Raw genomic sequence first — 22,385 nt, forward strand, 5'->3', positions numbered from 1 at the left:
CGGCCGAAAGCTCAATCCATGCACATTCTAAACCGTCTCATCGGACAGGCACCGAACCCGATCAGCATGAGGGAACGGCTTCGCTCTGCGGGCGGCGCCTTGCTCGGCATTTCCCTGACGGGACTGGGCGGCAGTCTCGTCGCCGGCTTCGAACCGTCATTGCCGGCACTGATCGCCCCGATGGGTGCCTCGGCCGTGCTGCTTTTTGCCGTCCCGTCGAGCCCGCTCGCACAACCCTGGTCCATCTTGGGCGGCAATATTCTCTCGGCCACTGTCGGCGTCACAGTCGCTGCGCTCGTGCCAGACCCTGCCCTCGCCTCGGGCCTCGCCATTGGCATAGCGATCGCGGCGATGATGGCGCTGCGCTGCCTGCACCCGCCAAGCGGTGCGATTGCCCTGACCGCAGTGCTTGGCGGCCCGTCCATTCACGCGATGGGATACGGATTCGTCCTCTGGCCGGTTCTGGGCAACTCGCTGGCTTTGCTGCTGCTTGCGATCATTCTCAACAATCTGGCAGGCCGGCGCTATCCGCATGCGCCCGCTACACCTGCCCCTTCGCACGGCACCAAGGATCCGCCGCCGAGCGGCCGTATCGGGTTCCGCCGGGAGGATCTCGACGCCGTCCTCAGGGACTATGATCAGGTCCTCGATATCGATCGCAGCGACCTCGAAACAATTATTCGCCTGACCGAACTGCGCTCCTACCGCCAGCGCGCCAGCCACCTCACCTGCGCCGACGTCATGTCCCGCGACGTGATCGCGGTGTCACCGGATGATCCCCTGGGAAAGGCGCATCAGTCCATGCGCAACCACCGTCTGAAGGCCCTGCCCGTCACCAACGAAAAGGCTGAGGTGGTTGGCATCGTTACGCAGACGGATTTTCTGGACAAGCCAATCTGGACCGGCGGTCGCCCGACGATCGGCCCGCGCCAGCGTTTGCGGCTGATGATGCAAGGCGCAACAGCGCCAAACCATATCGTAAGGGATATCATGACCGCGCCGGTCCGGACGATCGAGCCGTCGGCACCGCTCAACGACGCGGTCGTCATGTTTGCCGAGGAAGGCCTGCACTACCTGCCGATCGTCGGCGAGAACGGCAAACTCGTCGGGATACTCTCGCAGTCCGACGTGCTTGTAGCGATGCTTTCGGACCGCGCCACTCATGCTCCAACCGAACATGAAAAAGGCGCCTGAGCGGCGCCTTTTTTTGATCAGAATGGGATGTCGTCGTCGAGGTCGCGGGAGAAGTTCCCGCCGCCACCACCGGAGGACTGGCCACCCTGGCTGCCCTGAGCACCGCGCCCTGCCGGTGCTCCACCCCCGGAACGCGGACGATCATAGTCATCGCCGCCGCCACCGTAGTTGCCGCCGAAATCACCGCCGCCACCGCCGCCGAAGTCGCTTGCGCCACCACGTGCGCCGCCGCGCTCACCGCCGCCTTCGCCACGACCGTCGAGCATTGTCAGGGTCGAGTTGAAGCCCTGCAGCACGATTTCGGTTGAGTAACGATCGTTGCCGGTCTGGTCCTGCCATTTGCGGGTCTGCAGTGCGCCTTCGATATAAAGCTTGGCGCCCTTTTTGACATACTGCTCGACGACCTTGCAGAGGCCTTCGTTGAACACGACGACCGTATGCCATTCCGTCTTTTCGCGACGCTCGCCCGACGTGCGATCGCGCCAGCTTTCCGACGTGGCGATGCGCAGGTTTGCAATCGGGCGGCCATCCTGCGTCCGGCGGATTTCCGGGTCGGCGCCGACATTGCCCACCAGAATGACTTTGTTCACGCTGCCCGCCATCGTATTCACCTCGTTTGCCGCCAAGCGCGGCTTTGAAAACCAATTACCCCACCTTAAACCATCGACCGCCCGGTTTGGGCAATGCCGAGGTTTAATCCACAGTGAATTTTGTTCTTTCTTTGTTCTATTTTCTCCGTATAGTTCTGTCAAGCATTCGGAACCGGGTTGCGTTGCAACAGTTTCGTCTCGACAGGCGGCTTTCGATAACTACATAAGGACCTTCGATCCTCCCCGAAGGCATAACGATGAGCGAACTCAAAACCATTTCCATCCGTGGTGCGCGCGAGCACAATCTTAAGGGGATCGATCTCGATCTGCCCCGCAACTCGCTGATCGTGATGACCGGCCTGTCCGGCTCAGGCAAGTCGTCGCTTGCGTTCGACACGATCTATGCCGAGGGACAGCGACGCTATGTCGAGAGCCTTTCGGCCTATGCTCGCCAGTTTCTGGAGATGATGCAGAAGCCTGACGTCGACCAGATCGAAGGCCTGTCTCCGGCGATCTCGATCGAGCAGAAGACGACCTCGCGAAATCCCCGCTCGACGGTCGGCACAGTCACGGAAATCTACGACTACATGCGCCTGTTGTTTGCGCGCGTCGGCGTTCCATATTCGCCAGCGACCGGGCTTCCGATCGAAAGCCAGACCGTCAGCCAAATGGTCGACAGGGTCCTTGCTTTCGAAGAAGGCACCCGTCTTTATATTCTCGCACCAATGATCCGCGGGCGCAAAGGCGAGTACAAGAAGGAACTCGCCGAGCTGATGAAAAAGGGTTTTCAGCGCGTCAAGGTGGATGGCCAGTTCTATGAGATCGCCGACGTTCCAGCGCTCGACAAGAAATACAAACACGACATCGACGTCGTCGTCGACCGCCTTGTGGTGCGTTCCGACATTGCCGCGCGTCTGGCCGACAGCCTTGAGACATCGCTGAAACTGGCGGATGGCCTGGCCGTTGCGGAGTTCGCCGACAAGCCTCTGCCGGAGAAGGAAACCTCCGCAGGTGGATCTGCCAACAAATCGCTGAACGAAACCCATGAACGGGTTCTGTTTTCGGAAAAATTCGCCTGCCCTGTGTCCGGATTCACCATTCCGGAGATCGAGCCGCGGCTGTTCTCCTTCAACAATCCCTTCGGTGCCTGCCCCACCTGCGATGGTCTTGGATCACAGCAGAAGGTGGACCGGAACATGATCGTGCCGGAACCCGGCCGGACACTGAAGGATGGCGCGATCGCGCCCTGGGCGAAGTCCACCTCGCCCTATTACAACCAGACGCTCGAGGGTCTCGGCAAGGTCTTTGGTTTCAAGCTGACGGACCGCTGGGACAAGCTGTCGGATAGCGCCCGCTCGGCGATCCTCGAGGGCACCGAGGAAAAGATCGAGTTCAACTACGCCGATGGTGCCAGGTCCTACAAGACTACCAAGACGTTCGAAGGCATCGTCCCCAATCTCGAACGGCGCTGGAAGGAAACCGACAGTGCCTGGGCGCGCGAGGAAATCGAGCGCTACATGTCGGCCGCTCCATGCCCGTCCTGTGCCGGCTATCGCCTGAAGCCGGAAGCGCTGGCGGTCAAGATCAATAAGCTGCATATCGGCCAGACGACAGAAATGTCGATCCGGCTGGCACGCGACTGGTTTGCGGCGCTCCCCGAGCACCTGAACGCGAAGCAGAACGAGATCGCTGTCCGTATCCTCAAGGAGATCCGCGAGCGCCTTCAGTTCCTGAACGACGTCGGGCTCGACTATCTCAGCCTTTCGCGAAATTCCGGCACGCTGTCCGGTGGCGAGAGCCAGCGCATCCGTTTGGCATCGCAGATCGGCTCGGGCCTTACCGGCGTTCTCTACGTGCTGGACGAGCCATCCATCGGCCTCCACCAGCGCGACAATGCCCGCCTGCTCGAAACGCTGAAGCATCTGCGTGACATCGGCAATACCGTCATCGTCGTGGAACATGACGAGGATGCCATTATGACCGCCGATTACGTCGTCGATATCGGCCCTGCCGCCGGCATTCACGGCGGCACGGTCGTCGCCGAAGGCACGCCGCAGCAGGTCATGGCAAACCCCAAGTCACTGACCGGTAAATACCTGTCGGGCGAACTCGGCGTCGCAGTTCCCACTGAGCGGCGCAAGGTCAAAAAAGGCAAGGAACTCAAGGTTTTCGGAGCCCGCGGCAACAACCTCAAGAACGTTACCGCGGCGGTACCGCTCGGCGTTTTTACCGCCGTGACCGGCGTATCGGGTGGCGGCAAGTCGACCTTCCTGATCGAAACGCTCTACAAGTCGGCCGCACGCCGCGTCATGGGCGCGAGAGAAATCCCGGCCGAGCACGATCGGATCGACGGGTTCGAGCATATCGACAAGGTGATCGATATCGACCAGTCGCCGATCGGTCGCACACCGCGCTCCAACCCGGCCACGTATACCGGTGCCTTCACCCCCATCCGCGACTGGTTTGCCGGCCTGCCGGAAGCCAAGGCCCGCGGGTATGCGCCCGGCCGTTTCTCCTTCAACGTCAAGGGCGGTCGTTGCGAGGCGTGCCAGGGCGACGGCGTCATCAAGATCGAAATGCACTTCCTGCCGGATGTGTATGTCACCTGCGACGTCTGCCACGGCAAACGCTACAACCGCGAAACGCTCGACGTGCATTTCAAGGGCAAGTCGATCGCCGACGTCCTCGATATGACGGTCGAGGAAGGTGTCGAGTTCTTTGCCGCGGTTCCGGCTGTGCGCGACAAGCTGCAATCGCTGTTCGATGTCGGTCTCGGCTATATCAAGGTCGGCCAGCAGGCAAACACGCTCTCAGGCGGCGAAGCGCAGCGCGTCAAGCTTGCCAAGGAGCTGTCGAAGCGTGCCACCGGCCGCACCCTCTATATTCTCGATGAGCCAACCACGGGCCTGCATTTCCACGACGTCGCGAAACTTCTGGAAATGCTGCACGAACTGGTCAACCAAGGCAATTCGGTCGTGGTCATCGAGCACAATCTCGAAGTCATCAAGACCGCGGATTGGGTTATCGACATTGGCCCCGAAGGCGGCACGGGTGGTGGGGAGATTGTTGCCTGCGGCACGCCGGAACAGGTCGTCAAAGAGAAGCGCTCCTATACCGGCCAGTTCCTGAAGGAGCTTCTGGAACGGCGTCCCGTCAAGAAAGTCCAAGCGGCAGAATAGTTTATACCGCCGCCAATACCTGTTTCGGGGAGATGAGTGATGACACCAGGCGTAATTCGAACAGGCATCGGCGGCTGGACCTTCGCGCCGTGGGAGGGCACGTTCTATCCGGACAAGCTGGCGAAGAAACGCCAGCTTGAATATGCGGCGTCCAAGCTCAAGGTCATCGAGGTCAACGGCACCTATTACGGGTCGCAAAAGCCCGAGACTTTTGCGAAATGGGCCTCCGAAGTGCCTGACGGATTCATCTTCTCGCTGAAAGCCAGCCGCTACACCACCAACCGCAAGGTCCTGGCCGAGGCGGGCGAATCGATCGATCGCTTCCTGCAGCAGGGGCTCGCTGAACTCGGCGACCATCTTGGGCCGTTGCTGTGGCAGTTCGCGCCCACCAAGAAATTCGAGCCTGACGATTTCGAAGCGTTTCTGAAACTGCTGCCGGACGCGCTGGAAGGGCTGCCTTTGCGCCACGTCGTCGAGGTCAGGCACGACAGCTTCAAGGTTCCCGAATTCGTCGAACTCATCGCCAAATACAATGTCGCGCCCGTCTGCGCCGATCATTTCGACTATCCGATGATCGCCGACGTTACCGCTGATTTCGTCTATGCGCGGCTGCAAAAAGGGTCGGACGAGATCGAAACCTGTTACACGAAGCCGGATATGAAAGATTGGGCGAAAAGGTTGAAAACCTGGTCTGCCGGTAGCGTCCCCGACGATCTACCTTTGATCGACGAATCGCGAAATCCCGCCAAAAAGCCGCGCGACGTCTACGCCTTCTTCATCCACGAGGGCAAGGTCAACGCCCCCGGCGGCGCAATGGCCATGCAGGAGATGCTCGACGCCAGGAACTAGGGCTCTTTATTCGGCAGGATCCCTGCTCTCTTGGCCAGATCTTCCGCGGTCATGTCTGGGGTCAGGCTATTGGCCGCTTCGCCGTGTAGGTAGACGCCTGCCGCCGCGGCCTCGAAGGCGGGCATGCCCTGAGCGAGCAGCGCTCCGATCATTCCGGCGAGCACATCTCCGGAGCCTGCGGTGGCAAGCCAGGGCGGCGCACTCGTGTTGATCAGGGCGCGGCCATCGGGTGAAGCGATCACCGTGTCTGCACCCTTGTAGACGATGACGGCGTTGGCCCGCGCCGAGGCTTTCAGCGCCTTCTCCGGCTTGCTGAGTTCTTTGCCCTCAGCCAAATCCGGAAACAGCCGGGCAAACTCCCCCTCATGTGGGGTCAGTACCAGGCGCGTCTCGCCCTCCGAGAAGGCTGAAAACAGCGTATCAGGATCGTCCTTGAACGAGGAAATGCCGTCCGCGTCCAGCACCAGCCGCTTGTCCTTCAGTGCCAGCACGAACTCGCGGGCTTTCTCCCCGACGCCGAACCCCGGGCCGAGCACGAAGGCGGAGAGTTTTGCCGAACCCAGCCACTCGGCGAGGTCTGCGACATCGTCGATTGCATGAAGCATGATTGCTGTCAGCAAGGCGGCATTGACGGGAAGTGCGTCCGTCGGGCTTGCAACGGTAACGAGCCCTGCCCCGCGCTTCAGACCCGCCGTCGCCGAAAGCCGGGCTGCGCCCGTCTTGTCCGCGGGACCGCTGAACACGACCATATGGCCGCGCGTATACTTGTGGCTGTCACTCAACGGTGACGGCACAGCTGAGCTCCAGATCGACGGCGCGTTCTCGGCAAGACTGCCGGCCTTGCTCAAAACGATTCGCTTGGGGATGCCGATATCGAAAACCTCAAGTTCACCGCAGAGCTCGCGTCCCGGCATGAGGACGTGGCCCGGCTTGCGCGCAATGAATGTCACCGTCCGATCTGCACGCAACGCCGCGCCAAGCGCCACGCCGCGCCGGCCGCATAGTCCAGACGGCAGATCGACGGCAAGCACGGGTATATCGGTTGCTGCCAGACGATAAGCGAGTGCCGCCACGCTATCGGGGACGTTTCTGGAGAGCCCTGCCCCGAGGAGCGCATCGATGACGACATCACCAGGCAATGGCACATAATTGTCCAACGGCTGGGTATCGAGCGGGCAGCGTGAACGGGCCTCAAGCGCATCGCCGCGCAGTTGTGCGGGATCCCCCAGACTGTAGACCACGCAGCGTGTGCCGGCCTCTTTCAAGGCCGCCGCCGCGACATAGCCGTCACCGCCATTGTTGCCGGGTCCACACAGGACGACAAAGCGCAACGCGCCGGGAAAGTGTCGAAGAGCCGACGCCGCGACAGCCCGGCCCGCGCGGTCCATCAGCCCTATCGAGGACATACCTGATGCTGCCGCGGCCGTGTCGACGGCTGCCATATCGTTAGGCGTCAGGAGCAAATGAGCGAATGAATTGGTCATTTGTCTATTCAAAGGCAAAACAGGGGAAATACAAGCGCGATCTTAGTGATCAAAACATCATCAAATGCACAGAAAACATGCTTATTTAGTAGGTGGACAGGCATGCGCTCGGTGCGGCGGGCGGAAGCGATTTCGGCAAGGATACGGCGTCAGGCGCACAAACCCGGACGTGGCCAACCGCGTTCAGCAGGCAATCCACCGAAAAATGGAAAGTTTTGACGCAAACCCGTGTTATTTTCTGAAAAACGTGAAAGAGTTTGGCACGAATAGTGCATCGGCCTGTTTGGCGGGCATGGGCCTGCGACTGGGAGAAGCGGAGAGTTGGTTTCTCATGAAGAAGATCGAAGCGATCATTAAACCGTTCAAGCTGGATGAAGTGAAGGAAGCCCTTCAGGAAGTCGGCTTGCAAGGGATTACGGTGACCGAGGCCAAGGGCTTTGGACGCCAAAAAGGACATACCGAGCTTTATCGTGGCGCGGAATACGTCGTCGACTTTCTCCCGAAGGTGAAGGTTGAAGTTGTGCTGGCCGACGAGAATGCAGACGCGGTCATTGAGGCCATCCGCAACGCGGCACAGACTGGACGAATTGGAGACGGCAAGATATTCGTTTCCAACGTGGAGGAAGTCATTCGTATTCGCACCGGCGAAACGGGTGTGGACGCTATCTGACCGCACTTTGAAGGCTGATAAGAAGCCGCGCGGACAGTTCATAACAATCATACAGGCGAGGAAAAGGTCATATGACGAGCGCAAGCGAAATCATGAAACAGATCAAGGAAAACGACGTCAAGTTCGTGGACCTGCGCTTTACGGACCCGCGCGGCAAGCTGCAGCACGTGACGATGGACGTCTCGGCCGTCGATGAGGATATGTTCGCCGATGGCGTCATGTTCGACGGCTCCTCGATCGGCGGATGGAAGGCCATCAACGAGTCGGACATGGTGCTGATGCCCGATCCGCAGACCGTGCACATGGACCCGTTTTTCGCGCAATCCACCATGGTCATCGTTTGCGATATTCTCGATCCGATTTCCGGTGAAGCCTACAACCGCGATCCGCGCGGCACGGCCAAGAAGGCCGAGGCCTATCTCAAGGCATCGGGCATCGGCGATACGATTTTCGTCGGCCCCGAGCCTGAATTCTTCGTCTTCGACGACGTCAAGTACAAGGCCGATCCCTACAATACGGGCTTCAAGCTGGACAGTTCGGAACTGCCGTCCAACGACGACACCGATTACGAGACCGGCAACCTCGGCCACCGTCCGCGCGTCAAGGGCGGCTACTTCCCGGTTCCGCCGGTCGATAGCCTTCAGGACATGCGCTCGGAAATGCTCACCGTCCTCACCGAGATGGGCGTGGTCGTCGAAAAGCATCACCATGAAGTGGCCGCTGCCCAGCACGAACTCGGTGTGAAGTTCGATACGCTGGTGCGCAACGCCGACAAGATGCAGATCTACAAATACGTCGTGCATCAGGTCGCCAATGCCTATGGCAAGACGGCCACCTTCATGCCGAAGCCGATCTTCGGCGACAACGGCTCGGGCATGCACGTTCACCAGTCGATCTGGAAGGACGGCAAGCCGACCTTTGCTGGTGACGAGTATGCAGGCCTGTCGGAAAGCTGCCTTTACTACATCGGCGGCATCATCAAGCACGCCAAGGCGATCAACGCCTTCACCAACCCGACGACGAATTCCTACAAGCGTCTCGTCCCGGGTTACGAAGCACCGGTTCTGTTGGCCTACTCGGCCCGCAACCGTTCCGCCTCCTGCCGCATTCCGTTCGGGTCGAACCCGAAGGCAAAGCGCGTCGAAGTCCGCTTCCCTGATCCGGCTCAGAACCCCTATCTCGGTTTTGCCGCCATGCTGATGGCTGGCCTCGACGGAATCAAGAGCAAGATCCATCCCGGCAAGGCCATGGACAAGGATCTCTACGACCTGCCGCCGAAGGAACTGCGCAAGATCCCGACGGTCTGCGGTAGCTTGCGCGAAGCGCTCGACAGCCTCGACAAGGATCGCAAGTTCCTCACCGCCGGCGGCGTTTTCGACGACGATCAGATCGACGCCTATATCGAACTGAAGATGGTGGAAGTCATGCGCTTCGAGATGACGCCGCATCCGGTCGAATTCGACATGTACTATTCCGCCTGATCCGGCGGACGAACCTGAAAACCAGAAACGGCGGGCCTGACCCGCCGTTTTTCATTCGCGCCTCATCGGAGCAGCAGGCTCCTAACTTGCGGTCGCAGGCCCTCGCCCTGCGTCACCGCCCCCCTGGATTGCCTCATGCGCACCGATACCGGCAGCACGCCCCGTCCCCTCGACTGGCTGATCTTCCTTCTTGTCCCGGTCTTCTTTTCCAGCAATCTCGTTTTCGGTCGCGGCATTGTCGGCGAGATCGGTCCCTATATGACCGCGTTTATCCGCTGGGCAGGATCGACGCTCATCATGCTGCCGCTGCTCTATATGGATCGTCGCGCTGCTGCGGCCTTTGTGCGGGCCCATACGTGGTTGTGGCTCTGGCTCGGCTTCCTCGGCATGGGTATTTGCGGCGGCTTCGTCTACTGGGCGCTCACCATGACGACGGCCTCGAATGCCACGCTGATCTACAGCACCTCATCGCTCTTCATCATTCTGCTGGAATGGCTGTTCGCCAGTCGACGCATCAGCATCAAGGAGATCTGCGGCATGGCGCTCGCCTTCGCGGGCGTCGCGGTTATCGTGTTGCGGGGCGACCTTGCTGCCGTTCTTCACATGCGCTTCAATCTAGGCGATCTCGGCATTCTGATCGCTGCGATAGCGTTTGCCTTTTATTCAATTCTGTTACGGCGCCCGGCAGCTCAAGCCGTTCGTCCGCTCACGCTGTTCGGACTTATCGCCTTCTCCGGCTCCCTCATTCTCGTCGCGCCGGCAATCTGGGAACTGTTTCATGGCGGGCTTCTTCCGACAAGCCAGTCCGCTTGGCTGAAGCTTGCCGGCATCATTCTCTTCGCCTCGCTCGCCGCCTTCTTCTGCTTCCAGCAGGTGGTGCGGATCTTCGGTTCGGTCACGGCCGGGACCACGCTCTACCTCATGCCTCCGGTTTCGATCGTCATGGCCGTGGCGTTTCTCGGCGAAACCTTCGAGGCCTACCATGCTGTCGGCATCGTGTGCGTCCTCGGAGGCGTCATTCTTGCAACGTTGAAGGGAAGACGAGCCGGAACGGGATGAGAACAAAGTGGAACTATCCTTACCACACCGCATTTGCCACTTGAGCAGCAACGGATTTACACCCACATTGTGTTGCGAAAGGATGTCGCACCATGAAACAGCGAAATGCCAAGTTTACGATCGGGGAAGTCGTTCGCCACAAGGTGTTCCCGTTCCGCGGCGTCGTGTTCGATGTGGACCCCGAATATGACAATACCGAGGAATGGTGGAACGCGATTCCGGCCGAGATCCGCCCAAGCAAGGATCAGCCCTTCTACCACCTTCTGGCCGAGAACGACGAAACCGAATACGTCGCTTATGTCTCGGAACAGAACCTGGTCCATGACGAGAGCGACCAACCCCTGCGCAACCCGCAGGTCTACCAGATCTTCGATGCCGGCCCCTCCGGCAATCTAAAGCCGAAGGTTATCCTCGCCCATTGATCGGGGCCAGCCTTGTCGAGATAAATCGTCAAAACGAAAAAAGCCCAGTCTTTCGACCGGGCTTTTTTGTTGCTTTGAGATTTGAACTTACTGGCCCTGCTTGGCAGCGTTCTGAGCTTCTTCAAGCTTCTTGCGCGCTTCCTCAGCCTTCTTCTGCATGCCTTCTTCAAGGCTGCGCTGGCTTTCGGCAAGCTGCGACTGGGTGATTGCGGCACCGTCATAAGCGCCGGTGAAGCCGGTCAGCGAAACCTTGATCGGGTTCGGTGCGCGACGGAAGTTCATCGACGTGAAGACGACGTCGGTGCCTTTCTTGAGGCTTGCGATCATCGCATCCGTCAGCGGCACTTCGGCCGTGCACTTGTCGGGAAGGCAGACGGCGTAGTCGAGCTTCTGACCCTTGGCACCGTCGATCTGCATGATGATGCCAGGCTGCACCATACGTGCGGTCGGAACCGAGACCTGAAGGATCTTGCGGTTGACCTTGCCTTCGACGCTGATGAGGCCGATTGCCGTGATCAGCTGGCCGTTCTGGGCCAGAATGATGTTCTGCACAACGCAGAGATCAGCATCGTCCTGCTTGGTGCAGGTCTTGAACCAGCCAAGCGGCGGACCGCCGGCACCGGCGCCGCCCTGTGCGGGAGCTGCCTGCTGGGCGAAGGCTGCAACCGGCAGCGCAGCTACGCCGACCGAAACAGCAAGAGCAGACATGGCCGTCCGCATAACTTTGGTTGCCTTGAGCATCATAACGAAATCCGTCTCCTGAAATCCGCGGGCGCAGCATGCGCCGTCCAACCCGTCGAGATGTCCTACTGCCTGTCACCTGTCGCTCAAATGAGGCAATTGAATGACTCGGCGGGTGTTGCCAATCTGTTACATCGACGCGACGGCGATATCCAGCCTTTCTTTTGCTATTTTGACAAACCTCACCGTTGCAACGCAAGTTTGAAGAGCCTGTGCTTGGTGCATTGTCACCTATCCGCTATTTTCCGCCCGAATCAGCAGTATTGAGAGAAACGGAATGCTTTCGTGAAGCGCAGTATATCCTTCTTGATCGCAGCGACGCTGTTTGTGCCTGTCATGGCATCCGGGGCGCGGGCGCAGCCTGTGCACGCGATCTCCATGCATGGCGAACCTGCCCTGCCCGCCGATTACCAGCATCTGAGCTACGTCAATCCGCAAGTGAAGAAGGGGGGCAGCGTCCGCTACGGCGTCGTCGGCACGTTCGACAGCCTCAACCCGTTCAATCTGAAGAGCATCCGGACCACCGCCCGCGGCGTCTGGGATCCGGCCTTCGGCAACCTGATCTATGAAACGCTGATGACACGTTCCGCCGACGAGCCCTTCACGCTCTACGGGCTTCTGGCCGAAAGCGTCGAGTGGAATGATGAGCGCACGTTCATCCAGTTCAACATCAATCCCAAGGCAAAATGGTCCGACGGCCAGCCGGTGACGCCTGAGGACGTGATCTTTTCCTTCGAGGTGCTGCGCGACAAGGGTCGGGTACCGTTCTCCAGGCGTCTCGCCCCAGTGGAGAAGATGGAAAAGGTCGGCGAGCGCAGTGTCCGCTTCACCTTCAACGACACGGTCGACCGGGAATTCCCGCTGATCATCGCCGCCTCCACCCCGATCCTGCCGAAACACGCGATCGACCCAGAGACATTCGATCAGTCGACCCTGAAGGTGCCGCTGGGCTCGGGACCCTATCTTATCAAATCCGTCTCACCCGGCCAGCGCATCGTCTATGAGCGCGATGACAAGTACTGGGGCAAGGCTATTCCGGCCAAAGTCGGTTTCGACAATTACGACCGAATCAGCGTCGAATACTTTTTGGAAGACAACACCCTGTTCGAGGCGTTCAAGAAGGGCGAGATCGACATCTATCCCGATGGCAGCCCGACCCACTGGGCGCGTGCGTATAATTTCCCGGCCATCCGGACTGGAGACGCGGTCAAGGAAGCCTTCACGCCGCAACTGCCGACAGGCATGCTGGGCTTCGTGTTCAACACGCGCCGGTCGATCTTTGCAGACGTCAACGTGCGCGCCGGCCTTTCGCTTGCCTTCGATTTCGAGTGGGCCAACCGGAACCTGTTCGAGAACGCCTATACCCGCACCGAAAGCTTCTGGCAGGGTTCGCCGCTGACCTCTCTCGGCAAACCGGCGGACCAGCGCGAGCTAGAAATCCTCGGTGACACCAAGAATCGAATCGAGCCCGAGGTACTCGATGGTACCTACCGTATCGAAAAGACCAACGCGTCCGGTGCCGACCGCAGAGTGCTGCGCAAGGCCGTCGACCTTCTGAACAAGGGCGGCTACACGATCAAGAACGGCCGCATGACAAATGCCAGCGGGCGCCAGTTGTCGTTCGAGGTCATGACCCAGACCGTCGATCAGGAAAAGCTCGCCATCGCCTACCAGCGAGCCCTTCGGATGATCGGCGTCGACATGGCGATCCGCACAGTCGATGATTCGCAGTACCAGTCGCGTTCGGGCAGCTTCGACTACGACATGATCGTCAAATCCTATCCGTCGTCGCTGTCTCCCGGGATCGAACAGATGGGACGCTGGGGCTCCACGTCGCGCGACGCGCCCGGCAGCTTCAACTTCGCAGGAACGGCGGATCCCGATATCGACCGGCTGATCGGCACCATGATGGCGGTCCGCAGCAAGGAAGATTTCGAGGCAACCGTTCGCGCCTACGACCGCCTGCTGATTTCAGGCCATTACATGGTGCCGCTCTACCATATTGCCGACCAGTGGGTGGCGCGGCGCAAGCAGATACGCTATCCGGAAACCTTGCCGCTATACGGCTATCAGCTCAACTCTTGGTGGGATGAGCGGGCGCAGTAGACAGCTCGCCACCTGCCGATCGCAAGCCAAACCTGATTGGAAAGAGAACGCCGATGGAGCGCATCACCGTAGATATTGTCTCCGACGTCGTGTGCCCCTGGTGCTATCTGGGCAAGGCGCGGCTCGAGCTGGCAATCGCCGAAGTTCAGGACGAGATCGGTGTCGACCTGAACTGGCGTCCCTATCGCCTCAACCCGGACATTCCGCCTGAAGGTGTGGACCACAAAGCGTTTCTTGAAGCAAAGCTCGGCGGCAGCGAAACGGTCGCCCGCGCGCACGGGGCGCTCACTCAGCTGGGCCAGGAAGTCGGCATCGCATTCAATTTCGACGCGATCGCGGTCGGCTCGAACACGCTCGATGCCCACCGTCTACTTCAGTGGGCCATGGTGGAAGGCCGCGAGGTTCAGGATCGCGTTGTGACCGCACTATTCAAGGCGAATTTCGAACAGGGGCGCGTTGTTGGGGACCACGCGGTTCTCGCAGACATCGCCGTCGAAGCCGGCATGGATCGCACCGTGGTCGAGAACCTGCTGGCAGGTGACGCCGACAAGGATACGGTGCTGGCCGAGATCAACGCCGCTCAGAAGATGGGCGTCAACGGCGTGCCGTTCTTCATCATCGACGGACAGTATGCGGTGAGCGGTGCGCAGATGCCGGATGTCCTCGCCAACGCTTTCCGCGAAATCGCCCAGCTCAAGGCCGAAGCTCGCAAGGGCATGATCTAGCTCTCTGAAAGTCATCTTTGTGCAGAAAGACCAGACCCTCAAGGGTGTCCTCATCGCCTTTGCGGCCTTCGCCGCCTATGCATGGAGCGACGCCAGCGTCAAATTGATCGAGGGCCAGCTGAGCCCCTATCAATCCTCGTTCCTCGGCGCGGTCTTCTGCCTCGTCGGTCTGCCCTTCCTCATGAAGAAGGGCGATCGCTGGACGGATATCTTCAACACCACCAACCGACCTCTCTGGATCCTGCGCTTCGTGGCCCAGGCCGGCGGCACGATCGGCAGCGTCACCGCCTTCACCCATCTGTCGATGGCCGAAGCATTCGCGCTGATCTTCCTTCTTCCGTCCTTCGTCACCATCATGTCGGTCATCTTTCTCAAGGAACAGGTCGGATACAGGCGCTGGGCCGCGGTCGTCATCGGCTTTGTCGGCGTCATGATCGTGCTCCGCCCCGGATTTCGCGAACTCTCTATCGGCCATCTCGGCGCCGTCTTCGGTGGCCTGAGCGGCGCGATCTCGATCGTCGTGTTCCGGGCCATGGGACCGTCGGAAAAGAACATATCGCTCTACGGCGCCGGCGTGCTCGGAACGCTCGTCGTCTGCGGCGCGCTTGCCCTGCCCGGCTTCCAGGCGCCCACGGCAATCCAGTGGCTCTGGCTGGCCGGCTACGGGCTTCTGGCAGCACTCGGCGCGATCCTGGTCATGTATGCAGCCGCCTATGCACCCGCGACCCTGATCGGTCCGACGCAATATAGCCAAATGATCTGGGCGGTGCTGTTCGGCTACTTGGTCTTCGGCGACCATATCGACCTGCCGATGGTGATCGGCATCATCCTGATCATCGGCTCGGGCATGCTGACCCTCATTCGCGAACGCGTTCGCGGCACGCCGCTTCCGCCGGCCCTTGGCTCGGATACGCAGGCCGCCGCGGTGATGGCGCCGGAAGCGCCAGACACGAAGCCCTGAAAGCCACAGTATCGATTGAACGAAAAAGGCCGGCGAGCTCTGCTCACCGGCCTTTTGTTTGTTGTCGAAGCGACGAGACGCTTCAGGTCTTCGCCAGTTCCGCAAACTGCGTCATCACCTGGGCTGCAGCCGTCAGCCGCTTTGTCGGCGTCGGCAGGTCGCGGTTGAGGAAGATGCTCTGGTCCGGCCTGATCTTCGCAAGCGAACCCTGCTTGGCGATATAGCCGACCAGCGCCGCCGGGTTGGGGAACTGCTTGTCACGGAATACGATGACCACGCCCTTCGGACCCGCATCGACCTTCTCGACATTCGCCTTGCGGCAGAGCGTCTTGATATAAACGACCTTGAGCAGGTTCTGCACCTCGGGCGGCATCGGTCCGAAGCGATCGATCATTTCCGCGCCGAACCCGTCGATCTCCGACAGTTCCTGGACTTCGCCGAGACGGCGGTAGAGGCCCATGCGCAGATGCAGATCCGGCACGTAGTTCTCCGGGATCATCGTGGTGATGCCGACGGAGATCTGCGGTGACCAGCCCGTATCGAGAATCTCGTCTTCGCCCTTCACTTCGGCAACCGCCTCTTCCAGCATCTGCTGGTAAAGCTCGAAGCCGACTTCCTTGATGTGACCGGACTGTTCCTCGCCGAGAAGATTGCCGGCGCCGCGGATGTCGAGGTCGTGGCTTGCCAGCTGGAAACCGGCGCCCAACGTATCGAGCGACTGCAGCACCTTGAGGCGACGGTCCGCCATCTGGGTGAGCGTCTTGTTGACTGGCAGCGTGAACAGCGCAAATGCCCGAACCTTCGAGCGCCCAACGCGGCCACGCAGCTGATAGAGCTGTGCCAACCCGAACATGTCGGCCCGGTGAACGATCAGCGTATTGGCAGTCGGAACATCGAGACCGGATTCGACGATCGTGGTCGAGAGAAGCACGTCATACTTGCCGTCGTAGAAGGCATTCATGATATCTTCCAGCTCTCCCGCAGCCATCTGTCCATGCGCAACGGCTACCTTGAGTTCCGGCACGTCCGACTGCAGAAACGCCTGGATATCGGCAAGGTCCGCCAGCCTTGGGCAGACGTAGAAACTCTGGCCGCCGCGGTAATGCTCGCGCATAAGCGTCTCGCGAATGACCAAGGGATCAAACGGCGAGATGAAGGTCCGCACAGCCATGCGGTCGACCGGCGGCGTGGTGATCAGCGACAGTTCGCGAACGCCCGTCATGGCCAGCTGCAGCGTGCGCGGGATCGGCGTCGCAGACAGCGTCAGCACATGCACGTCGGTCTTCATGTCCTTCAGCCGTTCCTTGTGCTTGACCCCGAAATGCTGCTCCTCGTCGATGATCAGCAGGCTCAAGTTGGCGAACTGGATGCTGTTGCCCAGCAGCGCATGGGTGCCGACGACGATATCGACCTTGCCCTCGGACAATTCCTTCTTCGTCAGCGCCAGCTCCTTTGCCGGCACGAGACGCGAGGCCTGGGCGATCCGGATCGGCAGCCCGCGGAAGCGGTTGGTAAACGTCTTGAAATGCTGGCGTGCGAGCAGGGTCGTCGGAACGACAACCGCAACCTGGGCGCCGTTCATCGCGGCAAAGAAGGCCGCGCGCAGCGCCACTTCGGTCTTGCCGAAGCCGACGTCGCCGCAAACCAGGCGGTCCATCGGTCGACCGGCTGCCAGATCGTCACGCACCGCCTCGATCGCGGTTTCCTGATCTTCCGTCTCGTCATAGGGGAAGCGGGCAGCGAACTCGTCGTAGAGCCCTTCCGGCGTTGCGAGAACCGGCGCACGACGCACCATGCGCGTCGCAGCGATCCGGATCAGATCGCCGGCCATATCCAGCAGGCGCTTCTTGAGCTTGGCCTTGCGGGCCTGCCAGGCGCCACCACCCAGCTTGTCGAGATTGGCTTCCGCTGCATCCGACCCGTAGCGTGACAGAAGGTCGATGTTTTCGACGGGCAGGAAGAGCTTGGCCTGATCCGCATAATGCAGTTCCAGGCAGGCACGCGGCGCGCCAGCGGCCTCGATCGTGATCAGGCCGACAAACTTGCCGATACCGTGTTCGGCGTGGACGACAAGCGACCCTTCATCGAGACCCGCGACTTCGGTCAGGAAGTCGGCACCGCGCTTGCGACGCTTGCCGCGGCGAACCATGCGGTCGCCGAGAATATCCTGTTCGCCGATCACGGCGATATCGCCCGTCTCGAAACCCGCCTCCAGGCTCATCACCGCGGACGCCGCTTCGCCTTTGTCGAGCTTCTGAAGGTCAGACAGCTTTTCGATCGGCTTGATGCGCTTCAGGCCGCGTTCGTCCAGCACCTGTAGCAGGCGGTCAAGCGAGCCGGCGGACCAGCCCGTAATCAGAACCTTCGTGCCTTCAGCGCGCTTGTCGGCGATGTGCTTGACGACAAGATCGAAAATATTGACACGAACCTCGCTATCGGAATCGTGTTCCTGGGTCTCGGACCCGGTCTCCGCCTGGCTTTTCGCCCAGCGCGGCCCCGTATGGGCATCCAGAGTCAGAACCGGACGGCCGGCCGAATCCATCTCGTTGAAGGGCGTGAGCCGGATGGCCGCGACCTCATCGAGAATTTCGGCAAACGATTTGCCGTCGAGATAGAGCTGGCCCGGCGATACCGGCTTGTAGGGCGTCGCCTGCGCGGCGGCACCCTTGCCCAGGCTCGCTTGATCGCGGCGTGCCTCGAAATAGTCCGTGACCAGCTTTGAGCGCTCTGTGGCCGCTTCGCGCGCATTGTGATCGGTCACGATCCGGAAGCCGCTCAGATAGTCGAACGCGGTCTCGAGCTTCTCGTAAAACAGCGGCAGCCAGTGTTCCATGCCGGCGTAGCAACGCCCCTCGGACACGGCCTCATAGAGCGCATCGTCACGGTTGGCAGCACCGAACAGCGACAGATAGTTCGTGCGGAAGCGGCTGATCGTATCAGGCGTTAGCGTCACTTCGCTCATCGGGTTGAGGTCGAGCGAGCGGGCCTGGCCCGTCGTGCGCTGGCTTGCCGGATCGAAGGACCGGATCGTTTCCAGCGTGTCACCGAAGAAATCCAGCCGCACCGGTTCTTCCGAACCCGGCACGAACACATCGAGAATACCGCCGCGCACCGCAAATTCGCCGACTTCGCGCACCGTGGAAACGCGGTCGAATCCGTTGCGCTCAAGCCGCGCCGCGATGTCATCCATGCGGATCACGTTGCCGGGCTTGGCCGAAAACGCGAGGCTTTCAATGACCGAGGCAGGCGCGATCTTCTGCAACATCGCGTTGACCGTGACGAGCACGATCGCCGGATGCGGCTTCTTGGCATGCGCGATCAGCCCCGACAGGGCGGCCAGTCTCCTTGCGGAGACATCGGCACTCGGCGACACACGGTCATAGGGCAGACAGTCCCAGGCCGGCAGCGACAGAACCGGAATTTCCGGCGCAACGAAGGACAGCATCTGCTCCAGATCCGGCATCCGCTGGCCGTCCGAGAGAACGTAGGCAACCGACTGTCCGGCCCGCGCCAGTTCCGCAAGAACAAGCGGTTCGGTGCCGGCCGGCACACTGCCGATGGTCAGCGGTGTTGAGGCCGCCGCGATCTTCTTCGCGTTAAATCCGGAAATCATTGGCCGAGTTTCTCTTGCAACAACTCTCTGGTCACGGGATCGAAGTCCGGCTTGTAGGCGGCGATACGCGCAAACAGAGGCGTATTGCGTTCCTCGGGCAGCGCCATAGCGCCGGTGATCCAGGCGTGCAGGTCGTGGTCCTGCTCATCCATGATCACTTCAAACTCGTCCAGTTCCGTATCGGAGAGGTTGGAAATCTCCGCCTCGGCGAAGCTGCCGAACACGAGATCCATCTCGCGAATGCCGCGATGCCAGCAGCGATAGAGAATACGTCGGCGACGGGGGTCGAGATCCGCGCTGGTGCGTGCCAATCCAGTCATAAGCCAGGTCCCTGTTTTGCGGTTCATATAGGATTGTTTTCGGCTCGCGTCACCTTGCCAAATGGGCAAAACTTGCGCCATTTAACCAACCATGCGTCCTGCCATACTCGATCCGCTGTTTGCCTCCGTCTCATCGCTGCCCGGCGTCGGCCCGAAGATCGCCGACCTGATCGCGCGCGTCACCGGACGCGAGGATGCGGAAGACTGCCGGGTCGTCGATCTCCTGTTCCACGCGCCCACCTCGCTGATCGATCGCCGCAACCGTCCGGGCATCGCGCTCGCGCCGCAGGGAGCGATCGTCACCATCGAGGGACGCGTCGACCGGCATCAACCTCCACCGGCCAGAACCAACCAGCCCTACCGGGTCTTCCTGCACGACGAGACGGGCGAACTCGCCCTCACCTTTTTCCGCGCAAAGGGAGACTGGCTGCACAAGACGCTTCCGGTCGACGAACAGGTGATGGTCAGTGGCAAGGTCGACTGGTTCAACGGCCGCGCCTCGATGATCCATCCGGATTTCATGGTGAAGGTATCGGAAGCCGAAAACCTGCCGCTTGTGGAACCAGTCTATCCTATGACCGCGGGCCTCTCTTCGAAGACATTCCGCCGGACGATTGAAGCTGCAATCGCGCGCCTGCCCCAGTTCCCGGAATGGGCGGATTTGAGCCTCACGCAGCGTGAGGGCTTTCCTACCGTAACGGAAGCCTTTCAGGAACTGCACGATCCGCGGGACGAAACGGATATCGATCCCCAGTCCAAGGCACGCCGCCGCTTGGCCTATGACGAGTTCCTTGCAGGCCAGGTGTCGCTGGCACTGGTGCGCCAGAAGATCCGCAAAGTGCCGGGACAGCCGATCCGGGTAAAGGGCGAGCTTGCCACCCGGCTCGTCGCCGCACTGCCGTTTTCGCTGACGCCGAGCCAGAAATCCTCCGTCGAGGATATCACCAAGGATATGGCAGGCGAAGACCGCATGCTGCGGCTGTTGCAAGGCGATGTCGGCGCCGGCAAGACGCTGGTGGCCCTTCTGGCGATGGCCGCCGCTGTCGAAGCCGGCGGCCAGGCCGTTCTGATGGCACCGACCGAAATCCTCGCCCGCCAGCATTTCTCGACCATCTCGAAACTGGCCGGTGCCGCCGGCGTCACTGTCGAACTTCTGACCGGCCGCACCAAGGGTCGCGAACGCGAAGCCATCGTCGAGCGGATCGCCTCGGGCGAGGCCCAGATCGTCATTGGCACCCACGCGCTGTTCCAGGACACCGTCAGCTATCACAGCCTGATGCTGGCGGTCGTCGACGAACAGCACCGGTTCGGCGTGCATCAGCGTCTGCGTCTGACCGCCAAGGGCATATCCCCGCATATGCTCGTCATGACCGCGACGCCCATCCCGCGCACGCTGGTGTTGGCAGCCTTCGGCGACATGGATGTGTCCAAGCTGACCGAGAAGCCTGCCGGCAGAAAGCCGATCCAGACCGTGACGATCCCGACCGAACGGATCGGCGATGTCGTCGGGCGCCTGCGCAGCGCCGTCGCAGAGGGAAAGAAGGCCTACTGGATCTGCCCGCTGGTCGAGGAATCGGACGTCTCCGAACTGATGTCGGCCGAGGAGCGCTACGCGGTACTGGCCCGCGAACTCGGTGCCGACAATGTCGGCCTCGTGCATGGCCGAATGGCCGGACCGGAAAAAGACGCCGTCATGAGCGCCTTCAAGAACGGCGAGATCCGCCTGCTTGTGGCAACCACGGTTGTCGAGGTCGGCGTCGATGTGCCCGATGCAACGATCATGGTGATCGAACATGCAGAGCGGTTTGGTCTAGCGCAGCTCCACCAGTTGCGCGGACGTGTAGGGCGTGGAGACGAAGCCTCCACCTGCATTCTTCTCTACAAGGGACCACTCAGCGAGACCGGCCACGCGCGCCTGTCGATTCTCCGCGACAGCGAGGACGGTTTTCTGATCGCCGAGGAAGACCTGAAACTGCGTGGCGAAGGAGAACTCCTCGGCACCCGCCAGTCAGGGACGCCCGGGTTCAAGATCGCCAGCCTAGAAGCACACGCGGATCTCCTCGAGATCGCCCGCAAGGACGCGACCTACCTCCTGGATCGCGATCCCGACCTAACAAGTGAACGCGGCGAGGCCGTACGCGCGCTGCTGTACCTGCATAGACGTGACGAAGCGATCCGCTTCCTGCGCGCCGGCTAAGGTGCTGTCGGAGGCGTGGTAACAGTGGGCATGTCCTGCGGTGCCGGCAGGATCGGGACCTCGCCCGGCTTCGGCGTATAGGTCGGAGAGATAAGCCCGCCCGAGATCAACAGCTTGGCGCCCTCTTCCGGCGTCATGTCGAGCATGATGATCTGGCTTTTGCGCACGAACATCAGGAAACCCGCGGTTGGAACCGGGGTCGGAGGCATGAACACCGCCACCATCTCCTCGCCGTCTGCGTTGAGCTTCTCGGCAATCTCGCCCTGTGCATCGCCGGCAATAAACACGAGCACCCAGGTGCCGGGTGTCGGAAACTCCACCATGCCGCACTTCTTGAAGGACGTGGACTGTTCCTTCAGAACCGTCTCCAGGATCTGTTTGACGCTCTTGTAGATGGTCCGGATAAGCGGCATCTGGTTGAGGATCAACTCGCCGAAACTGACGATCGAGCGACCGATCAGGTTCCTGCCGAGAAAGCCGATGATGGTGATCATCACCATCGCCAGCAGCAGACCCGTGCCGGGAATCGTTACGTCGAAGTAATATTGGGGGTCGTAACGCTGCGGAATGTAGGGCGTTACCCAGCTATCGGCCCAGTCGATGAAGGTAAAGGTAAGCCATATCGTGATCGCCAAAGGCGCGCATATGATCAGGCCTGTCAGGAAGTTGTTTCTGAGCCGATTGGCCAGCGATAAGCGCTCGGGGCTGTCGCTCATGAAAATTCCTTACCTGTGACTTGCATTGTCGCATTCATCGAATGCGACAATGCAAGATGCAATGCTGCGATGCAAGGG

The 22,385-nt window shown here is 60.7% G+C and carries 17 protein-coding genes; 11 read left to right on the top strand and 6 right to left on the bottom strand.

Annotated features, from left to right (window positions below; translation table 11 throughout):
- Positions 1 to 18 precede the first annotated feature (18 nt).
- Positions 19 to 1,194 carry an HPP family protein gene (locus ACQY1K_RS08825; protein WP_430257091.1) on the top strand — a complete coding sequence of 392 codons (1,176 nt, stop codon included), beginning with the start codon at positions 19 to 21 and terminating at the stop codon, positions 1,192 to 1,194.
- Between the two features lie 17 nt (positions 1,195 to 1,211).
- On the opposite strand, the gene ACQY1K_RS08830 is transcribed toward ACQY1K_RS08825, so the two are convergent.
- Positions 1,212 to 1,796, bottom strand: coding sequence for a single-stranded DNA-binding protein (locus ACQY1K_RS08830; RefSeq protein WP_062456831.1), 585 nt, complete (start codon positions 1,794 to 1,796; stop codon positions 1,212 to 1,214).
- Positions 1,797 to 2,041: 245 nt separating this feature from the next.
- Here ACQY1K_RS08830 and uvrA point away from each other — a divergent pair, with 245 nt between their 5' ends.
- Both uvrA and ACQY1K_RS08840 read left to right on the top strand, forming a co-directional pair.
- A complete protein-coding gene (uvrA, locus tag ACQY1K_RS08835; protein WP_062580741.1) occupies positions 2,042 to 4,963 on the top strand; it encodes an excinuclease ABC subunit UvrA in 2,922 nt (973 codons plus the stop codon).
- 39 nt (positions 4,964 to 5,002) lie between these two features.
- Positions 5,003 to 5,812, top strand: a complete 810-nt coding sequence (locus ACQY1K_RS08840) for a DUF72 domain-containing protein (RefSeq protein WP_430257092.1) — start codon at positions 5,003 to 5,005, stop codon at positions 5,810 to 5,812.
- Here the strand turns inward: ACQY1K_RS08840 and ACQY1K_RS08845 are convergent.
- The gene (locus tag ACQY1K_RS08845; protein WP_430257093.1) at positions 5,809 to 7,296 is read right to left on the bottom strand and encodes an NAD(P)H-hydrate dehydratase; all 1,488 of its coding nucleotides are present in this window, start codon (positions 7,294 to 7,296) and stop codon (positions 5,809 to 5,811) included. The genes ACQY1K_RS08840 and ACQY1K_RS08845 overlap by 4 nt on opposite strands.
- Before the next feature lie 331 nt (positions 7,297 to 7,627).
- Between ACQY1K_RS08845 and ACQY1K_RS08850 the strand changes: the two genes are divergently transcribed.
- From ACQY1K_RS08850 to hspQ, 4 genes are all read left to right on the top strand, one after another.
- Entirely contained in the window at positions 7,628 to 7,966 is a 339-nt protein-coding gene (locus tag ACQY1K_RS08850; protein ID WP_007753933.1) for a P-II family nitrogen regulator, read from the top strand.
- Between the two features lie 71 nt (positions 7,967 to 8,037).
- The gene (gene glnA, locus ACQY1K_RS08855; RefSeq protein ID WP_430257095.1) at positions 8,038 to 9,447 is read left to right on the top strand and encodes a type I glutamate--ammonia ligase; all 1,410 of its coding nucleotides are present in this window, start codon (positions 8,038 to 8,040) and stop codon (positions 9,445 to 9,447) included.
- A 135-nt stretch (positions 9,448 to 9,582) separates the two neighbouring features.
- Entirely contained in the window at positions 9,583 to 10,506 is a 924-nt protein-coding gene (locus ACQY1K_RS08860; protein WP_430257097.1) for a DMT family transporter, read from the top strand.
- Between the two features lie 92 nt (positions 10,507 to 10,598).
- Positions 10,599 to 10,928 carry a heat shock protein HspQ gene (hspQ, locus tag ACQY1K_RS08865; protein WP_062456814.1) on the top strand — a complete coding sequence of 110 codons (330 nt, stop codon included), beginning with the start codon at positions 10,599 to 10,601 and terminating at the stop codon, positions 10,926 to 10,928.
- An 87-nt stretch (positions 10,929 to 11,015) separates the two neighbouring features.
- Here the strand turns inward: hspQ and ACQY1K_RS08870 are convergent, their stop codons facing one another.
- Positions 11,016 to 11,672 (bottom strand): invasion associated locus B family protein, encoded by a 657-nt coding sequence (locus ACQY1K_RS08870; RefSeq protein ID WP_062456811.1) that lies wholly within the window; start codon positions 11,670 to 11,672, stop codon positions 11,016 to 11,018.
- A gap of 333 nt (positions 11,673 to 12,005) precedes the next feature.
- Between ACQY1K_RS08870 and ACQY1K_RS08875 the strand changes: the two genes are divergently transcribed.
- Genes ACQY1K_RS08875 through ACQY1K_RS08885 form a run of 3 tightly spaced genes read left to right on the top strand, consistent with a single transcriptional unit; the run spans position 12,006 to position 15,461 of the window.
- A complete protein-coding gene (locus ACQY1K_RS08875; protein WP_430258947.1) occupies positions 12,006 to 13,775 on the top strand; it encodes an extracellular solute-binding protein in 1,770 nt (589 codons plus the stop codon).
- A 53-nt stretch (positions 13,776 to 13,828) separates the two neighbouring features.
- Positions 13,829 to 14,500: a DsbA family oxidoreductase gene (locus tag ACQY1K_RS08880; protein WP_430257098.1), complete on the top strand. Its 672-nt coding sequence runs from the start codon at positions 13,829 to 13,831 to the stop codon at positions 14,498 to 14,500.
- Between the two features lie 19 nt (positions 14,501 to 14,519).
- Complete coding sequence (locus tag ACQY1K_RS08885) at positions 14,520 to 15,461, top strand: DMT family transporter (protein ID WP_430257100.1); 942 nt, start codon at positions 14,520 to 14,522, stop codon at positions 15,459 to 15,461.
- Positions 15,462 to 15,543: 82 nt separating this feature from the next.
- On the opposite strand, the gene mfd is transcribed toward ACQY1K_RS08885, so the two are convergent.
- Together mfd and ACQY1K_RS08895 are read right to left on the bottom strand one after the other, a co-directional pair.
- Positions 15,544 to 19,074 carry a transcription-repair coupling factor gene (gene mfd / locus ACQY1K_RS08890; protein ID WP_430257101.1) on the bottom strand — a complete coding sequence of 1,177 codons (3,531 nt, stop codon included), beginning with the start codon at positions 19,072 to 19,074 and terminating at the stop codon, positions 15,544 to 15,546.
- A complete protein-coding gene (locus tag ACQY1K_RS08895) occupies positions 19,071 to 19,394 on the bottom strand; it encodes a succinate dehydrogenase assembly factor 2 (protein WP_430258949.1) in 324 nt (107 codons plus the stop codon). The genes mfd and ACQY1K_RS08895 overlap by 4 nt, the downstream gene beginning before the upstream one ends.
- A 91-nt stretch (positions 19,395 to 19,485) precedes the next feature.
- On the opposite strand from ACQY1K_RS08895, the gene recG reads away from it, so the two are divergent.
- A complete protein-coding gene (gene recG / locus ACQY1K_RS08900; protein ID WP_430257103.1) occupies positions 19,486 to 21,591 on the top strand; it encodes an ATP-dependent DNA helicase RecG in 2,106 nt (701 codons plus the stop codon).
- Here the strand turns inward: recG and ACQY1K_RS08905 are convergent.
- On the bottom strand, positions 21,588 to 22,307 hold the full coding sequence (locus ACQY1K_RS08905; protein WP_430257105.1) for a DUF502 domain-containing protein: 720 nt from the start codon (positions 22,305 to 22,307) through the stop codon (positions 21,588 to 21,590). The genes recG and ACQY1K_RS08905 overlap by 4 nt on opposite strands.
- Positions 22,308 to 22,385: the final 78 nt, after the last annotated feature.

The organism is Neorhizobium sp. IRS_2294 (assembly GCF_050500145.1).
Lineage (GTDB): Bacteria > Pseudomonadota > Alphaproteobacteria > Rhizobiales > Rhizobiaceae > Neorhizobium > Neorhizobium soli.

Excerpts from the sequence above, each read along its gene's own strand:
- ACQY1K_RS08825 (WP_430257091.1), top strand. The coding sequence starts at position 19 with ATGCACATTCTAAACCGTCTCATCGGACAGGCACCGAACCCGATCAGC.
- ACQY1K_RS08830 (WP_062456831.1), bottom strand. The coding sequence starts at position 1,796 with ATGGCGGGCAGCGTGAACAAAGTCATTCTGGTGGGCAATGTCGGCGCC.
- uvrA (WP_062580741.1), top strand. The coding sequence starts at position 2,042 with ATGAGCGAACTCAAAACCATTTCCATCCGTGGTGCGCGCGAGCACAAT.
- ACQY1K_RS08840 (WP_430257092.1), top strand. The coding sequence starts at position 5,003 with ATGACACCAGGCGTAATTCGAACAGGCATCGGCGGCTGGACCTTCGCG.
- ACQY1K_RS08845 (WP_430257093.1), bottom strand. The coding sequence starts at position 7,296 with ATGACCAATTCATTCGCTCATTTGCTCCTGACGCCTAACGATATGGCA.
- ACQY1K_RS08850 (WP_007753933.1), top strand. The coding sequence starts at position 7,628 with ATGAAGAAGATCGAAGCGATCATTAAACCGTTCAAGCTGGATGAAGTG.
- glnA (WP_430257095.1), top strand. The coding sequence starts at position 8,038 with ATGACGAGCGCAAGCGAAATCATGAAACAGATCAAGGAAAACGACGTC.
- ACQY1K_RS08860 (WP_430257097.1), top strand. The coding sequence starts at position 9,583 with ATGCGCACCGATACCGGCAGCACGCCCCGTCCCCTCGACTGGCTGATC.
- hspQ (WP_062456814.1), top strand. The coding sequence starts at position 10,599 with ATGAAACAGCGAAATGCCAAGTTTACGATCGGGGAAGTCGTTCGCCAC.
- ACQY1K_RS08870 (WP_062456811.1), bottom strand. The coding sequence starts at position 11,672 with ATGATGCTCAAGGCAACCAAAGTTATGCGGACGGCCATGTCTGCTCTT.
- ACQY1K_RS08875 (WP_430258947.1), top strand. The coding sequence starts at position 12,006 with ATGGCATCCGGGGCGCGGGCGCAGCCTGTGCACGCGATCTCCATGCAT.
- ACQY1K_RS08880 (WP_430257098.1), top strand. The coding sequence starts at position 13,829 with ATGGAGCGCATCACCGTAGATATTGTCTCCGACGTCGTGTGCCCCTGG.
- mfd (WP_430257101.1), bottom strand. The coding sequence starts at position 19,074 with ATGATTTCCGGATTTAACGCGAAGAAGATCGCGGCGGCCTCAACACCG.
- ACQY1K_RS08895 (WP_430258949.1), bottom strand. The coding sequence starts at position 19,394 with ATGACTGGATTGGCACGCACCAGCGCGGATCTCGACCCCCGTCGCCGA.
- recG (WP_430257103.1), top strand. The coding sequence starts at position 19,486 with ATGCGTCCTGCCATACTCGATCCGCTGTTTGCCTCCGTCTCATCGCTG.
- ACQY1K_RS08905 (WP_430257105.1), bottom strand. The coding sequence starts at position 22,307 with ATGAGCGACAGCCCCGAGCGCTTATCGCTGGCCAATCGGCTCAGAAAC.